The sequence below is a fragment of the Antrihabitans auranticaus genome (assembly GCF_016481275.1).
GTDB lineage: Bacteria > Actinomycetota > Actinomycetes > Mycobacteriales > Mycobacteriaceae > Antrihabitans.
This window is the reverse complement of record NZ_JAEMNW010000001.1, coordinates 557,036-572,139: the sequence shown is the minus strand read 5'-3', so window position 1 is coordinate 572,139 and position 15,104 is coordinate 557,036. Positions and strand designations below refer to the sequence as shown.

Here is a 15,104-nt window from a genome sequence, read left to right as displayed (position 1 = left end):
GGTATGTCGGCCGCCACACTGGGTATACGGCAGGGGTGGCGGACACATTCGATCCTTTGGACAGCGAGCACGCTCGGCCCCGCGGCGTCGACGACGACACCGTCGAGGCAGTGGGGGTCCTCTCGGAAGCGTTCGAGGCGACCGAGGACGCGCGCGGCCATCTGTATGCGTTTCATCGGCTGACCGGACGGGCGGATTCGATTCTCGACAGGTCCGTGGCGTTGTTGCGGCGCACTGGTAACGACGACCTGGCCGATCTCGTCGAGCAGGAACTCATCGGCCGAAACGTTTTGCCGGGGCGCTGGACGTTTCAGATAGTCGAGGAGTACGACGACGACTACTACACGACATTCAAGGACATCGAGCGCACGATCCGCGAGCGCTTGCTCGCCGGTCGACGCCACGTTTTCGAGGCCGAGATGAAGGCCCGCCGCCGGACCTCGGGGCATCTATCGCACACTGCGGAACCCTGAGCCGGATCAGCCTATTCGGCGGTCGGTCTCGTCCGCGCGTTCTTTGTGCTGCGCAACGATCGCGCATGCTGGGCACAGGGTGGGGTCGTCGACGATCCAGCCGTTCGTGCGTGCCATGTCGCTGGCGGTGCGCTGGTGATCGAGGGCAGTCCACAGCGTGCGGTCGCAGAGGTCGCAGCCGAATCGCCACGTGCGCCAACCGGTCGCGGTAGCTGCAAGTTCGGCGGTCACGGAAACCAGTGTGCCGCAACGGTGGATCGATCGCAGCCGAGATTTCTGGGGTCTTGGCGTGTCTGCCCCCGACACGGCTTCGTGGTGCTCGACACGCAGGCAGAAACGCAGTTGGTCGTGTGTCCAAGGTCACCGCTTGCATTTGCAAGCAAACGGTAACAAATCCCTGCATTTGCTGGATAGTTACTGCAATCGAGATCACTGGCACCAGCCGAGAGGCGTTCGATGACGACCGCAATCCATGACCAGGGCGTAACCGCACGGGGGCACCTGCACTCGTCCGATCGCGCTCGCTGGCAGGCGGAGTACGGTCGCAGGCTTGCCCTCAGCGACGCGGTGGTCGTTATCGCAGCCGTCGCCATTGCCCAGGTCGTTCGTTTCGGTGGCCTCGACGGCGGTCAGGTGCCCTTGCCCATCCAGGGCGAATTCGGCTATTCCATCGTGTCGGTAGGTATCGCCGCAGCGTGGCTGACCCTGCTGTCGTTCTTCAACACACGCTCACAACAGGTGATCGGGAGCGGCGCCGAAGAGTACCGGCGCATTGCGTCCGCGAGCTTCCGGCTTTTCGGCGTCATTGCGATCGCCTCGTTTCTTGCCCACCTCGAACTTGCTCGCGGTTACCTTGCCATCGCCTTTCCGCTCGGCCTTGCGGGTCTCATGGTGAATCGGCAAGCCTGGCGCAAAAACGCGGACCGGATGCGGCGGCTCAACCGCTACCAGACCTCGGTACTCGTCGTGGGCGGTCACTACGCCGTTCGCGCGACAGCACTCGCATTCGCCCGTGAACCCATGTCCGGCTATCGCGTCGTCGGTGTGTGCACGCCAGAGGGTCCTACGGCGGAGCTGGCGTCGATCGACGTGGGTGATTGGACGATTCCGATCGTCGGCACCGATCGGTCCGTGCTCGAGAGTGTCGACGCCACCGGCGCCGACGCGGTGGCGCTGACCGCCACCGACAACTTCGGTCCAGGCGACATTCGTAAACTCGTGTGGGATCTCGACCCGCTCGGCGTCGATCTGATCGTGACTCCCGGCGTCGTCGATGTCGCCGGCCAGCGGCTGGAGAGCCGTCCGGTCGCAGGAATGCCGATGCTGCACGTCGAGAAGCCGCAATACGACCGGGCCCGCAAGCTCGGCAAGAAGGTCTTCGACTTCGGGTTCGCCACATTCGCGATGCTGGTGATCGCCCCGATCATGGCTGTCGTCGCGATCGCCATCAAGCTGACCAGCCGTGGCGCGGTGTTCTACAAGGCCGAACGCATCGGCATGAACGGCGAGCCGTTCCAGATGATCAAGTTCCGCAGCATGTACGAGGACGCCGACCAGCACGTTGCCGACCTCGCCGAAGCCAACGACGGCGCCGGCCCGCTCTTCAAGATGAAGGACGACCCGCGCGTCACAGCCGTGGGCCGCATCTTGCGTCGCTACAGCATCGACGAGCTGCCGCAGTTCCTGAACGTTCTGCGCGGGGAAATGAGCGTTGTCGGCCCGCGTCCGCCGTTGCGCCGCGAGGTCGAGCAGTACAACGGAACGGTGCGCCGCCGCCTCATGGTCAAGCCGGGCGTCACTGGGTTGTGGCAGGTCAGCGGTCGTTCGGATCTGTCGTGGAACGAATCGGTGCGACTCGATCTGTCATATATCGAGAACTGGTCGATGATCCAGGATCTGCTGATCATCAAGAAGACACTCAGTGCTGTCACCGGCAGCGCGGGCGCCTACTGATTCGGCCCGACCGGTCCACGGTCGCATGATCGGCGCCGGCGAACCGAACAGCCAGCCCTGAGCGAACCGGCACCCGATGGTCCGGACCTGCTCGAGCTGGGTTTCGGATTCGACGCCCTCGGCAACGGTGACCAGTCCGAGCGCTGTCGACATCGCCTCGATCGAGGTGACGAGGACACGGTGCTTGGGATTGTGCGCGACTCTGGCGTCCAGGGCGGCGATGAAGCTCTTGTCGATCTTGACGACGTCGATCGGGTACTTGTTCAAGTTCCCGAGCGCGGAGTACCCGATGCCGAAATCATCGAGACAGATCGTTACGCCGAACGCGCTCAGCCGGCTCAGAATCGTCAACGCAACATCGTCGTCGTCGATCAGCGCGGTCTCGGTCAGCTCCAGCCAGAGCGCGGACGCGGGCAGGTCGTGGGCCGCGAGAGTGCCGACAACCGTGTTGACGAACCCCACATCGCGCAGCTGCCGTGCCGAGAGGTTGACCGACACCGCCTCGGTTCCGCCGGCCCGGCGCCAGGCCGCGAGCTGTGCGCAGGCACGATCGAGGACCCAGCGGCCGATGTCGATGATGATGTCGCTCGACTCGGCGATCGAGATGAAGTAGTCGGGATTGTGCAGCAAGCCGTCGTGATGCCAGCGGATCAAAGCCTCGAATGCAGCGGTCTCGCCACTGGCGATGTCCACGATGGGTTGGTAGAACAGCTCGAATTCTTGGTCGTCCAGGCTCTCGCGTAGATCGGTCGTCACTTTCAGCTGCTCGACGGCCCGTGCGCGAAGCTCTTCGTCGAAGACCGCATAGTTACCGCTGCCGCGCGACTTCGCGTGATACATCGCGGAATCGGCCTCGCGGATCAGATCGTCGAGGTTCGGCGGCGCGTTTCCTCCGGTTGTCCGAGAAATGCCGATGCTCGTCGACAAGGTGACCCGGACTCGGCGCAGCACGAAGGGCTTGCTGAACTCGTCGAGGATTGCGCGTGCAAGAGCGTCGGTCCGGATCGGGTCGAGATATGTCGTCACAACGAATTCGTCGCCACCGTGCCGGTGCACCCAGCCGCTGTCCCCGACGACCCCGGCGAGGCGCTCGGCGGCAGCGATGATCAGTTCATCGCCGGTCCGATGGCCGTAGCTGTCGTTGACGAGTTTGAAATTGTCGAGATCCATGAACAGTAGATTCATCGGGGGAAACACGCCGTACCGCTCGGAAGGTGCGTGCCCCTCGTACAGTGCGGCGCGGTTCGACAGTCCCGTCAACTCGTCGTGCATCGCCCGGTGTCTCGCGTCGACCTCCTTGTCGGCGATGATTCGGACCGCTCGCTCACTGCGCAGAAGCACGCCAGCGATCAGCAGCGAAATGAGAACGGCCCGCACAACCTGGTCCCACACGCCGAAAGGCGTTCGCGTTGCGGGAATCGCCGCAGCCAGCAAGCAGATTGCCGCGACCTCGACGAAGCGTTGCCGAAACCGATCCGACTCCGAGTCGGGAGCCATGCCGATCTCGACCATGCTCGGATGCACCGCCGCCGCGGCGAAGAGTCCGTACGCCACGATGTAAGCCGCCATGAAGCTGCCGCCCGGTGCGGTGGTCCCGCGAATCGAGTCGATCGCGAGCAGGCAGTCGCCCACAAGTTGCGCGACGACGGCGCCGTAGAGAAACCGAAAGGACAGACTCCCGAGCGCGGACGTGTACGCGACGTGGGTGATCACGGCGAGAACGATCGCGCCGACCACGATGTGGCTGGCAGCGGCAAGTCGCGGATCGCTTACGTCCGAATCGCCCGCGACGACGGGCGAGACGAGAACGACCCACGCAGTGATGAGCGCGCCCAGCCCGACGAGCGCCGAGTCGATGGCGACAGTCCGCGCCGTCGCGGTCGCGTAGGCGCGCAACCAGGCAACTGCTGCCGCGGCCTGCAGCAGGTAGCCGGTGAGCAGGACGGACTGTGGTGCCAGCGGTAGTGGGTCGTGCGGCTGTGAGAACGCACCGGAGAGGCCGCCGCCGACCGCTGTGGTTATGCACGCAGCGAGGATCAGCCACCACGGCATCGCAAAGGTGGGGCTGTACCGGAGGATTCCGATGAGCAGCGCCGCGATCGACGCGAGCGAGGTGATTACGAGGAAGATCGTGCACAATGTCTGCGATCCGACGGCCAATGCGATCGCCGCTTGAACACTCGATACGGCGACGAACGCGTACGCGACCGACACCCCTGGGCGGTGCCCAGCCAATCGCATATGGTCTCCTGGCGCAGCGCGTCGTTGCTCGCGATGTTACGGCAGCGTCGACGCCTCGAGAGTCCGGTTGTGTGACCAATATCGCATTCCGGGGCCGAATTAGTGGGCGTCACATTGTCCTATTTGTCCAGGTATGTCCGATCCTTTTACGCTTCCGCAACACGCCACGCCGCTGGGACGGCTGGACAGGAGGGTGGCACCTCCGTAATCTTTCCGTGACCTCGCAAGGTAACTCCGCGTTATACAAAACGCAGCCTTGTGAGGACCGCTTAATCGGCGCCCTCGGGCACCGAGCCGGGGAACCACGTTCTCTGGGGTGAATCCTCTTGCGCCGCTTGCGGTTCGGAGGTAGGACCGCACTTCCCGGTCCGAACCCGTCAGCTAACTCGGTCGGCGGACCAACGGAAGAAGGAGATACCTTTCTGTGGCCAAACACAGACTGCAGCGCGAATCGAACGTAAGCCGTTCGATGCGTGGCGTGCTTGTCGTCGGCGCGGTAACGGTCGGCGGCGCGACGCTGGCTGTTGCTCCAGCAACGGCGGCAACGGTGAATATCCCCGGCCTCGGTGACATCGCGGTTCCGGATATGCCTGCTCCACCGCAATTTGCCCTACCGGCTCTGCCGCCGCTTCCCGAACTTCCGCAACTGCCTGTGCTTCCGGAATTCCAAGGCGTGCCCGGCCTGCCCGGAATGCCGAGTGCACCCACGACGCACGGCCAGATTGCGCTCGACGCAGCGAAGACCAAGGTCGGCGCACCCTACGTGTGGGGCGCTTCGGGTCCGTCGGCATTCGATTGCTCGGGCCTGGTGCAGTGGGCCTTCAATCAGGCCGGAGTGTCCGTGCCGCGCACGTCCTATGAGCAGATGCAGGGTGGTGTACCGGTATCGCGCGACGAGTTGCAGCCGGGTGACGTCGTCATCTCGAACGGCGGCGGCCATGCATCCATCTACGCGGGCAACGGACAGATCGTGCACGCGAGCGTCGCCGGCCAACCGGTGCAGTACTCGCCGCTCGACTCGCAGGGTTTCGTCGCGGCGCGCCGCTACTGAGCGGACCTGACGAGCACAGAACTCAGGCGGCCCCACCGACGTGGTCGCCTGCTTTCGCGTGTCCGGACCCGACCCCTCGTCCCGCCGTGCCGACGCACGTTCGATGACTACGATGGGCTGACGATATTCGCCGGGGAGCGATATTTTTCGCAGGGGGAGCGAAGGGGGTAGCGGGTGAGCGAGGACCGGGGGCCCGCCTCGGGCACGCAGTTCGGTCCGTACCAGATCGGACCGTTGCTCGGTAAAGGTGGCATGGGTGCGGTCTACGAGGCCTACGACACTGTCAAGGACCGTACTGTCGCGCTGAAGCTGCTGCACGAACGATTCGCGAAAAATGCCGGTTATCAGGAGCGATTCCGCCGGGAATCACGCGCCGCAGCGCGTTTGCAGGAGCCGCACGTCATCCCGATCCACGACTGGGGCGAGATCGGCGGCGTTCTCTACATAGATATGCGTCTGGTCAAGGGAGCGGACCTGCGGTCGGTCCTCAACCGTGAAGGCACGCTGCGCACGGGCCGCGCCGTCGGGATCATCACTCAGATCGCCTCCGCGCTCGATGCCGCGCATGCCGACAACCTCGTGCATCGCGACGTCAAACCCGAGAACATCCTGGTCACGGAGAACGACTTTTCCTATCTGGTCGACTTCGGTATCGCCAACAACGCCACCGAGCCGAGCCTGACGTCCGCGGGAACGGCGATCGGTTCCTACGCGTACATGGCACCGGAGCGGTTCGAGGGCACGAGCGTGACTGCGCGGGCCGACATCTACTCGCTGGCTTGCGTTCTGTACGAATGCCTGACAGGCCAGACGCCCTTCCCGAGCGGCAGCGTGAGCGTGCTGATGCTTGCGCACATGAACAACGTGCCGCAGAAGCCGAGCGCCGTGCAACGTGACGTCACTCCGGCGCTCGACGCCGCTGTGGCACGCGGGCTTGCCAAGAATCCCGCAGACCGGTTCGCGACGGCAGCAGAATTCGCGCGTGCCGCGCAGCAGGGCGTCACGCCGGGCGGGACCGAAGAGGATCCGACGGCGGTCGTCGATTCTTCGAACGTCCCGACCTTCGCCTTCCCGCGGCCGCCCCACCAGGGACGCAATCCGCACTACCCGCCGCCCGGTGGGCAGCAGTGGCAGGAACCGCCGACAAACCCTTTTCCGCCGCCTGCGAACTATCAACCGCAACAACACATTCCGCCGCCCTATCCGGTCTACGAGGCGCCGCCGAGCGGTGGTCGGTCGACGGCGGTCAAGGTTGCCATCGCGGTGCTGATCCTCGCGATCGTCGGACTGGGTGCTGCGATCGGCTGGGTGCAGCTGTCCAATTCCGACGGTGAGGATTCCGCAAAGAAGACGGTTACAAGTGGTGCGTCGGGCGAACCGACCAGCGCTGGGTCGTCGCCGACACGCAGCACCCGTAGTTCGACTACGACCGCGCGGCCGACCGGCCCGGTCCAATTGCCCCCGGGGGCAACAGAATGCCCGCCTCGCTACGGCCCGACCTCGGACTACACGACGTCGGCGACGGGCACGGAAATCACCTCCTGCGAGTTCGCGGAGGAGGTCCGTGCCGCGTACGCCGGCGGCGGGGCGCCGGGACAGTCGCGGCAGGCGGTCGCGACGAGTCCGCGCACCGGGGAGACCTACACGATGAGTTGCGCGGCCGGTGGGCGGTTGGTCACCTGCACCGGTGGCAACAATGCGGTCGTGTATGTCTACTGATCGCATGCGACCGGTCGCGTGGGCCCTCGTCGTTTCGGTGATGCTCGCGATTGCCGGTTGCTCGCCGGGATCGGGCGGCGATGTTCCGTCGGCGGAAACGAATACAGGCTCGACCGGTCCATCGACCGTGATCGCGTCGATAACGCTGCCGTCGGCGACCTCGCTACCACCGATCTCGGCCACTCCGACGGCGCTTGGCGCAAGCTTCGCGGAGTTGGAGTCATCGCTCGCGGGTTCGGTCGGGATCGCCTACGCACCGGTCGGCGGTGGCGCACCGCCTGCGGCGCTGGGGGACTGGTCGCACGGCTCGGCGTGGTCGACGATCAAGGTTCCGCTCGCGGTCGCCGCGTTCCGTCAGAGTGGTTCTGCCGCTGACCAATACGCGGTCGCAGCGATCACGCGATCGGATAATGATGCAGCCGAACAGCTTTGGGAGCTCCTCGGCGCCCCCGTCACGGCCGGCGCTGCTGTGCAACGGGTCCTGGCCGAGGCGGGCGACACGGCGACGGTCGTCGAGACCCGCAAGGTCCGGCCCGAGTTCTCGGCCTTCGGGCAGACCGATTGGGCTCTCGCCGACCAAGTCGGGTTCGCCGCGGACCTACCGTGCCTGCCGATGTCGGAGCGGGTGTTCGAGCTCATGGGTTCGGTGACGGCGGATCAGCAGTGGGGTCTGGCCGCGATTCCGGGCGCCCGCTTCAAAGGCGGCTGGGGGCCCGATTCGGCGAGCGGCGGATATCTCGTTCGCCAATTCGGCGTCATTACGACCCCTGCGGGGCAGACGGCGGTCGCGCTCGCAGCGATGCCGGATTCCGGCAGTTTCACCGACGGCACCGCGATATTGACGAAGATCGGGAATTGGCTGGCGGCACACGCCGCCGAGTTGCCCGGCGGCACGTGCCCCTGATCAACTACTCAGCGCCTGCGCTGCCGTCGCGATGTCGTCGAGATCCTGCCTGAGTGCCTTTTCCGTCGCCTTGCGTGCGATGCCACCGACAACGGTCATCAGCATCTTCGCCACTGCGCCCACCCGCGCCGCGTCGGCCGAGAACGCGACGGCCAACTCGGTGCCGGCGCCTTTCGGTTCGAGGAGGAACTCGGTCATGTAGTCGGCACCGTCCGACGACGCCCTGATGACCGTTCTGCGCTCCGGCTCGATTTCGGCGACCCACATCTCTTCTGTCGCAGTCTTGCCCATGATGGTCCGGGTTTCACGCCAGCGCGTGCCGACCTCGTAGCCCGAGCCGTCGAGTCGTTCGACCTTGCGGACGCCGCGCAAAGTGGCGTCGGCGTTGTCGAGATCGGTGAGCACATGCCACACTGCACTGGGTGGCGCGTCGATGGCTTTGCTGAGCCGAATTTCGGGGTGGGACATCGTCTTTTGCCTCTCGCGGGACCGTGTCGGAAATGTCTCTTCCGTCCGTATCCACCATAGGTCACCGCAGCGTATCCGCCAGTGAAAAGCCAAGCGGCACCGAAGTAAACCCACCCTAGGGTGGCGAAACGATATCCGTAGCTACCTGGTGCCTATGCCCTGACAACTAGGTAACTGTCCCCGATGTGGGACCCCGGTCCGCTACCGCACTCTTGTTCACATGACCACAGCAACCGCCTTCTCCGCTCGCCTCCGCCTGGTTGCGGACAACGAGCGTTGCGCCCCCCATTGCGCCCGCCTCTGCACCGACGACGGTATGGCCGCAGCCATGCGCAGCGAGCGCGGCTTGCTGCAGTGGCGTGGAATGAACAGTCTCGGCGACTCGGGTCTGGCCGAGCATTCTGTGCAGGAGACTTTCCTGCGGGGCTGGAAAGCATGCGCGAAATTCGACGAGAACACCGGTTCGCTGCGGGCATGGCTGCTCGCGATCCACCGCAACCTTGTTATCGACATGGCGCGCAGCCGCGCCGTGCGTCCCGGGGACAACCACTGGGACGCGATCGATGATGTTGTCGGACAGAACATCTCGATGGCAGATTTCTCGGAGGCACTTGCCGAGTCGTGGTTCATCGGCGAGCTCCTCGAGCGTCTGCCGCTGTCGCAGCGCGAAGCGGTCGCCGCGATCGTCGTCGCAGATCGTCCGTACCAGGAGGTCGCGCAGGAACTCGGAGTTCCGGTCGGCACCCTGAAGAGCCGAGTGCATTACGGTCTGCGTGCGCTGCGCGGACATCTTCAGGCTGCGTAAACACCGAGTCCGATTCCAAAACCCCGCGTCGGGGTCGATTATTAGCTGAGAACCGCGACGGATCAGCCCATCCGCCGGTCGGCATCTGAAAGGTACGGACGTCATGAAACGTCGTGGCCCACTCCTGACCCTTGCGGCGGCAGCCGTCCTGGGAATCGGGTTGCTCTTCATCAATGTGTCGAAGGAAGACAAGGATCCTGCTCCTGCGGCCCAGACCAGTATTGCGGCAACGAGTTCCGCGCCTGCAGCCGACGACGCCGAACCGCCGGCCACGCCGCCGGTCGCGGCGGGAGAGCAATTCCCCGCGCTGCAGGACTACGTCGGACAGGCCGATGCCGGGAACATCACGGTGTCGATTACGGTCGAAGGCGACGAAGCCGTTGCCTACGTGTGCGACGGTGCCGCTGTCGAAGCCTGGCTGACGGGCACCGCAATCGACGGTGCGCTCGACGTGAAAAACGCGAACGGCGCCACACTGACCGGCCGACTCGAGGGCCAGGACGTGAACGGCACCTTGTGGATTCCGGGCCAGGCCGCGAACGCCTTCACCGCCGCACCCGTCGCTCCGCCGAACGGCATCTACGTCAGCAATCAAGACGGGGTCCGGCAGAGTTGGATCGTGTCCGATGCCGGGACCGTCGGGGTCCAGCGTGATGCGCAGGGCAACGAGTCTCCCGCACCGGCGCTGACGAGCGCGGCGACAAAGGTGAGCGGAAGTGATACCGATGCCTTCTGACGACACCACGCAGGTGCGACCGGTTCCGGCCGGTCCGTCGGCGGCGACGATCGTCGTTCCGGTCCTGATCGGCGCACTGGTTGCCGTGGCGCTCGGCGCCTACGGCAAGGTGCACGACGCGCAATTCTTCTCGATCAACGTTGCCGGCTTCTCCAGCCCGACAGCAGTCAAGTCGTGGCTCGCCACGCTGGCCGCCGCGCTTGCGCTGTTCCAGCTCGGCTCGGCCTTCGTGATGTACGGCAAGTGGAAAGCAGTGAAGGCGCCGGCGTGGATCGGTCAGGCCCACGTGTGGTCCGGTCGGTTCGCGGTTCTCGCCTCCGTACCGGTCGCGGTGCATTGCTTGTACGCGCTCGGCTTCCAAGACACGACGAGCCGCGTGCTTTTCCACTCGCTCTTCGGCTGCTTCTTCTACGGCGTTTTCACGATGAAGATGCTGCTCCTGACGAAGAAGGGCGTGCCGAGTTGGGGAATCCCGGTTGCCGGCGGACTCGTCTTTGCGGGCTTGATCGGTATCTGGCTGACGTCTGCACTCTGGTTCTTCGAAAACAACGGCATTAAGTTCTGAACTCAGCAGCACCGCCCAACGTGATTCGTTCGTTCGACAGCCCCCGAACACCGCCCAGAATCCCGAATGTGGAGATATCACATGCAGCTCGAAGGCTCATCCATCAATCGCCGGACCGTACTCGTCGGCGCCGGCACGGTCGCGGCGGCAGCGACGCTCGCCGCGTGCAGCACCTATGGCGACCAGAAGTCGGACGCGCCGGCTGAACCTGCGCAGCCCGCAACGCGAGTCGATGCGCCGACTGACGGTGCGCCGCCTGCGGACGCGATCGCGACGACTGCCGAAGTCCCGGTCGGCTCCGGAAAGATCGTCGGCGACGTCGTCGTCACCCAGCCCAGCGCAGGGGAGTTCCTCGCTTTTTCCAGCGTCTGTCCCCACCAGGGTTGCAAGGTGGACGCGATCACCGACGGCTTGATCGTCTGCCCGTGTCACGGCAGCAAGTTCAAGCTCGACGGCACCGTGGACAAGGGTCCGGCGCGGACGGGTTTGCCGAGCGTGGCGATCGCTATTCAGGGCGATTCCATCGTTCCTGCCTGACTCGAAGGCCACAACAGTTCCGTAACGGCCTTCGCTGAGGGTTGTCCCGATGGCGCTCGTGTTGCCACAGTTAGTCACTGAGACGCATGTGACTAGTGGGAAGGAGGCGGCGCGGGATGTTTCCGTGCCGATCCGGAATGAAGAAGAGCATCATCAAAGCCGGGCTCGTCGCCGCGGTGGCAGGGTCGATGATCCTGCCGACGACCGCGCACGCCGAACCCGCCCCGGACGTCAGCACCAAGCTGTCCGGCAAGACGATCTTCCTCGACCCTGGCCATCAGGGCACCAATCACACCGAGGACATGGCCCGTCAGGTCGACGACGGACGCGGCGGCACGAAGGAATGCCAGACCTCCGGCATGACGACACCGAACGGCGTTGCCGAACACACCATCAACTGGAAGGTGTCGCAGCTGGTCAAGGCCGCTGTCGAGAGCCTGGGTGCGAAGGTAGTGATGAGCCGCAACGACGACGAAGGTTGGGGCGGCTGCATCGATGAGCGCGCTGCGGCGGCCAACGCCTCCGGCGCTGACGTCGCTGTCAGCATCCACGCCGACGGCGCACCGCCGGCGGATCACGGGTTCCACCTCATCGTTCCGCAGTTGCCGATTCCGAATGCCGCAGCAGATCAGGCGCAGTCGGGCGGCGGAGCGCAATTGTCGAAGGACGTCCGCGACGCATACGTTCGTTCGGGATTCTCGCCTGCGAACTATGCGGGTGCGGTCGACGGCCTGCAGACGCGCGCAGATGTTGCCGGACCGGCGCTGACGACCGTGCCGCTGGTGTTCGTCGAGATGGGCAACGGCGCGAATCCCGAAGACGCGCAACTGCTCGAGACCGGTGAAGGGCAGCTCAAGCACGCGATCGCGATCACGACCGGAGTCGTGAGTTACTTGCTCGGCCAGACCACCGTCGTGACGCCGGTTCGCGGTACGCCGCCGCCAACGACCGGCGACTCCACAACCCCGCGCAGGACCTCGCCGGACACCACGACACAGCGTTCGCGCCCGTCGGTCGTGGCGCCCGAGGAAGACAGCTCACCGCTGAGCGCCCTGGACTCCGGCAGTGCGGGTGAGGGCCTGACGTCGATGGCGATGAGCCTGCTCAGCCCATTGCTGGAGGAGTTGGGCCTCGGCAGTGTCGGATCGCTGGTCGACGACGAGATGGTGGGGATGGTCACCGATCTCGCGAGCCAGATGATCGGAATTGCCCTGTCCAAATAGTTGATTCAGCTGTTCAAGAACGGAATCAACGCTGCCGCAACGGCGTCCGGATTTTCCACCTGCGGGTAGTGCCCGGTCGCCGGCGGCTCGTCGAGCTCGACGAACTGCGCGGACGGGAGCCGTTCGCGCAACCGTGACAGGACGTGCCCGCCGCTGATCGGGTCGACTGGGCCCCACACGAAGAGTGTGGGGCCCGGATACGTTTCGAGTGCGGTACGCCAGCGGTCCGCGTGCACGCGGCGTTCGTCGATGTACTGAAGTAGCTTGTGCTGGACCTTCTTCCCATCGCCCGAGGAGGTCGACGCCCAGAGTTCGTGGATGATGTCGTCGGAAACCGGCCGACCCAGGATTTTTCGCAACGACGCCGCATATGTGCGTTCGGATGCGGCGCGTGCGAGGAGCCCGCCGAATCGACCGTAGAGTAGGCGCTGAACCAGGATGGGCCGGTGCAGGTCCGGATACAGACCGCCGTTCATCCACGCCATGCGAGTCACGCGAGCCGGGTCGCGGGCGAGAAGTTCTTGCCCGACGCTGACGCCGTAGTCGTGCGCGACAAGTGCCGTCTCGCCTATCCCGAGCTGCTCCCAGACCGCTTCGACGATCGACGCCTGCTCGGTGAGCAGGTAGTCGTGGTCGACCGGTTTGTCGCTCGCGCCGAAACCGAGGAAGTCGAGAGTGGTCACTCGGCAGCCGGATTCGGTGAGGCTGGGAATGATCAGGGCCCAATCGTGCGATGACGTCGGGAAGCCGTGGAGCAGGGTCACCGGACGACCGCCTTGCGGTCCGTCCTGTCGGACGAACACGGATCGATTCAGAACCTGTACCTGGGATCCGCCTGCGAGCCACTCGGCCAATGTCGGTTGCATGAGAGAACCCTAGGGGCACGGCCTATGGTGGTCGGCGTGCCGATACCCGTTGTGATCGTCGCCGGATACCTGGGCTCGGGGAAGACGACCCTGCTCAACTACCTGCTGCGCAACAACGGCGGGACGCGCATCGGTGTCGTCGTCAACGATTTCGGTGCCGTCAATATCGACTCCATGCTGGTCGCGGGTCAGGTCGACTCGGCGATCTCGCTCGGCAACGGGTGTATTTGCTGTGCCGTCGACGTCAGCGACATGGACGAACTATTCGCACGCCTGGCGCATCCGCGCTCGGCGATCGACGTCATCGTGGTCGAAGCGAGCGGGCTCGCCGAGCCGAAGAACATGATCCGGCTGGTGCTCGGTAGCACCAATCCGCACATCACCTACGGCGGTCTGGTCGAGGTCGTCGACGCGGCAGAGTTCGAGTCGACGCGGGAACGTCACCCGGAGGTGGACCAGCACCTTCGGCTCGCGGACCTGGTCGTCGTCAACAAGGTGGATGCGGTTGCTGCGGATAAGCTTTCGGAGTTGATCGCGTCGGTCCGGAAGGTTGTCGGCGACGTGCCCATCCTCCCGACCTCGGAGGCGCGGGTCGATCCGCAGCTGCTGTTCGATCCGCCCGAGCGGGAAGTGGCCGCTCAGCTCACTCTGGATCAGTTGCTACTCGAGGACGACCACGCCGGCGAGCATCGGCACTTGCACGACGAGTACGACAGCGTGTCCTTCACATCGGTGCAATCCCTCGACCCACGCAAATTGCTGGACCTCCTCGAGAACCCGCCGACCGGACTGTTCCGTGCCAAAGGTGTTGTTGCCTTTGCAGTCTCAGGCGAGCGACGGAAGTTCGTCGTGCACGCGGTCGGTCGGCACATTCGCGTCGAGCCGATGCGGTGGTCGAAGGGCGAGGAGCGGGTCTCGAATCTGGTGTTGATCGGCGCGGGAATCGATATGGACGCTCTCGAAGGGCGACTTGCCGGCGTCGTGCACTCCGGTGATCCGCTGGGTGACGACGCCCTTCTCGGTTTGTGGCGATACGTGTCCGCTTAGCCTCCGATCGGGGCGTCCGCGAGCCATGCCTCGACGTCTCCCGGCGCGCCGCCGATCGCTGCGGCGAAAATGGTGAAGTTGTCCAGCTTGACGGAGTCGAAGGTGACGATCACGAAGTCTTGGCCGTCGGACTCCCCGTTGTATGCCGTGAAAGTAGTGCCGTCTCGCAGTTCACCGTTTGTCGAGGAACCGGAACCCAGTGCGCGAACGAGGAAGTCGATCTGCGACGGATCTGTGTATTCGTCGACCGTAAAGGCGATTCCACCCTGGTCGTAGCACGAGACGCCCGCCTCCCCGTAGCTGTTGGTATCGGTGTGGGCCTCACAGAACGCGTGGTGGTAGCCGTACTCGGTCGGTGTGGCTGGGAGAAGCTCAGGAAATGCGTCGATGACGGACTGCTCGTTGCCCCACGGTCCCGCGGGTGTTGCGGCCGCCAGGCTGACGGTGGCGAGCGCGGATATGCCGATGGCGGTGGCGGCGAGTGCGGAACGGGCGATGGTGCGAGCAATGGTCATG

The 15,104-nt window shown here is 64.9% G+C and carries 16 protein-coding genes and 1 riboswitch; of the genes, 11 read left to right on the top strand and 5 right to left on the bottom strand.

Annotated elements, in window-relative coordinates:
• Positions 1 to 35 precede the first annotated feature (35 nt).
• Positions 36 to 473 carry a hypothetical protein gene (locus JGU72_RS02415; RefSeq protein WP_199682144.1) on the top strand — a complete coding sequence of 146 codons (438 nt, stop codon included), beginning with the start codon at positions 36 to 38 and terminating at the stop codon, positions 471 to 473.
• A 6-nt stretch (positions 474 to 479) separates the two neighbouring features.
• Here JGU72_RS02415 and JGU72_RS02410 read toward each other — a convergent pair whose 3' ends face one another.
• Entirely contained in the window at positions 480 to 704 is a 225-nt protein-coding gene (locus JGU72_RS02410; RefSeq protein ID WP_199682143.1) for a hypothetical protein, read from the bottom strand.
• Positions 705 to 929: 225 nt separating this feature from the next.
• Here JGU72_RS02410 and JGU72_RS02405 point away from each other — a divergent pair, with 225 nt between their 5' ends.
• Positions 930 to 2,426, top strand: a complete 1,497-nt coding sequence (locus JGU72_RS02405; RefSeq protein WP_199682142.1) for a sugar transferase — start codon at positions 930 to 932, stop codon at positions 2,424 to 2,426.
• On the opposite strand, the gene JGU72_RS02400 is transcribed toward JGU72_RS02405, so the two are convergent.
• The gene (locus tag JGU72_RS02400) at positions 2,337 to 4,667 is read right to left on the bottom strand and encodes a putative bifunctional diguanylate cyclase/phosphodiesterase (protein ID WP_199682141.1); all 2,331 of its coding nucleotides are present in this window, start codon (positions 4,665 to 4,667) and stop codon (positions 2,337 to 2,339) included. The two genes, JGU72_RS02405 and JGU72_RS02400, sit on opposite strands and share 90 nt — an antisense overlap.
• 256 nt (positions 4,668 to 4,923) lie before the next feature.
• Positions 4,924 to 5,079: riboswitch (cyclic di-AMP (ydaO/yuaA leader) on the top strand.
• Between the two features lie 57 nt (positions 5,080 to 5,136).
• Here JGU72_RS02400 and JGU72_RS02395 point away from each other — a divergent pair.
• The 3 genes from JGU72_RS02395 (at position 5,137) to JGU72_RS02385 (ending at position 8,341) form a co-directional block, all read left to right on the top strand.
• A complete protein-coding gene (locus tag JGU72_RS02395) occupies positions 5,137 to 5,718 on the top strand; it encodes a C40 family peptidase (RefSeq protein WP_199683153.1) in 582 nt (193 codons plus the stop codon).
• A 174-nt stretch (positions 5,719 to 5,892) separates the two neighbouring features.
• The gene (locus JGU72_RS02390; protein ID WP_307828268.1) at positions 5,893 to 7,437 is read left to right on the top strand and encodes a serine/threonine-protein kinase; all 1,545 of its coding nucleotides are present in this window, start codon (positions 5,893 to 5,895) and stop codon (positions 7,435 to 7,437) included.
• Positions 7,427 to 8,341, top strand: coding sequence for a serine hydrolase (locus JGU72_RS02385; protein WP_199682140.1), 915 nt, complete (start codon positions 7,427 to 7,429; stop codon positions 8,339 to 8,341). The genes JGU72_RS02390 and JGU72_RS02385 overlap by 11 nt, the downstream gene beginning before the upstream one ends.
• On the opposite strand, the gene JGU72_RS02380 is transcribed toward JGU72_RS02385, so the two are convergent.
• Entirely contained in the window at positions 8,342 to 8,809 is a 468-nt protein-coding gene (locus JGU72_RS02380) for an SRPBCC family protein (protein WP_199682139.1), read from the bottom strand.
• A gap of 220 nt (positions 8,810 to 9,029) precedes the next feature.
• Here JGU72_RS02380 and JGU72_RS02375 point away from each other — a divergent pair, with 220 nt between their 5' ends.
• The 5 genes from JGU72_RS02375 to JGU72_RS02355 all read left to right on the top strand — a co-directional run bounded on the left by JGU72_RS02375 (position 9,030) and on the right by JGU72_RS02355 (position 12,675).
• Positions 9,030 to 9,614 carry a sigma-70 family RNA polymerase sigma factor gene (locus tag JGU72_RS02375; protein ID WP_199682138.1) on the top strand — a complete coding sequence of 195 codons (585 nt, stop codon included), beginning with the start codon at positions 9,030 to 9,032 and terminating at the stop codon, positions 9,612 to 9,614.
• A 103-nt stretch (positions 9,615 to 9,717) separates the two neighbouring features.
• Entirely contained in the window at positions 9,718 to 10,350 is a 633-nt protein-coding gene (locus tag JGU72_RS02370; RefSeq protein ID WP_199682137.1) for a hypothetical protein, read from the top strand.
• Positions 10,340 to 10,915 (top strand): DUF6529 family protein, encoded by a 576-nt coding sequence (locus JGU72_RS02365; protein WP_199682136.1) that lies wholly within the window; start codon positions 10,340 to 10,342, stop codon positions 10,913 to 10,915. Before JGU72_RS02370 ends, JGU72_RS02365 begins: the two co-directional genes overlap by 11 nt.
• 81 nt (positions 10,916 to 10,996) lie before the next feature.
• Positions 10,997 to 11,452, top strand: a complete 456-nt coding sequence (locus tag JGU72_RS02360; protein WP_199682135.1) for a Rieske (2Fe-2S) protein — start codon at positions 10,997 to 10,999, stop codon at positions 11,450 to 11,452.
• Between the two features lie 137 nt (positions 11,453 to 11,589).
• Positions 11,590 to 12,675, top strand: coding sequence for an N-acetylmuramoyl-L-alanine amidase (locus JGU72_RS02355; RefSeq protein ID WP_199682134.1), 1,086 nt, complete (start codon positions 11,590 to 11,592; stop codon positions 12,673 to 12,675).
• Positions 12,676 to 12,680: 5 nt separating this feature from the next.
• Here JGU72_RS02355 and JGU72_RS02350 read toward each other — a convergent pair whose 3' ends face one another.
• The gene (locus JGU72_RS02350) at positions 12,681 to 13,541 is read right to left on the bottom strand and encodes an alpha/beta fold hydrolase (RefSeq protein ID WP_199682133.1); all 861 of its coding nucleotides are present in this window, start codon (positions 13,539 to 13,541) and stop codon (positions 12,681 to 12,683) included.
• A gap of 24 nt (positions 13,542 to 13,565) precedes the next feature.
• Here JGU72_RS02350 and JGU72_RS02345 point away from each other — a divergent pair, with 24 nt between their 5' ends.
• Complete coding sequence (locus JGU72_RS02345) at positions 13,566 to 14,588, top strand: CobW family GTP-binding protein (RefSeq protein WP_199682132.1); 1,023 nt, start codon at positions 13,566 to 13,568, stop codon at positions 14,586 to 14,588.
• On the opposite strand, the gene JGU72_RS02340 is transcribed toward JGU72_RS02345, so the two are convergent.
• Entirely contained in the window at positions 14,585 to 15,103 is a 519-nt protein-coding gene (locus JGU72_RS02340) for a hypothetical protein (protein ID WP_199682131.1), read from the bottom strand. The two genes, JGU72_RS02345 and JGU72_RS02340, sit on opposite strands and share 4 nt — an antisense overlap.
• Position 15,104 lies beyond the last annotated feature (1 nt).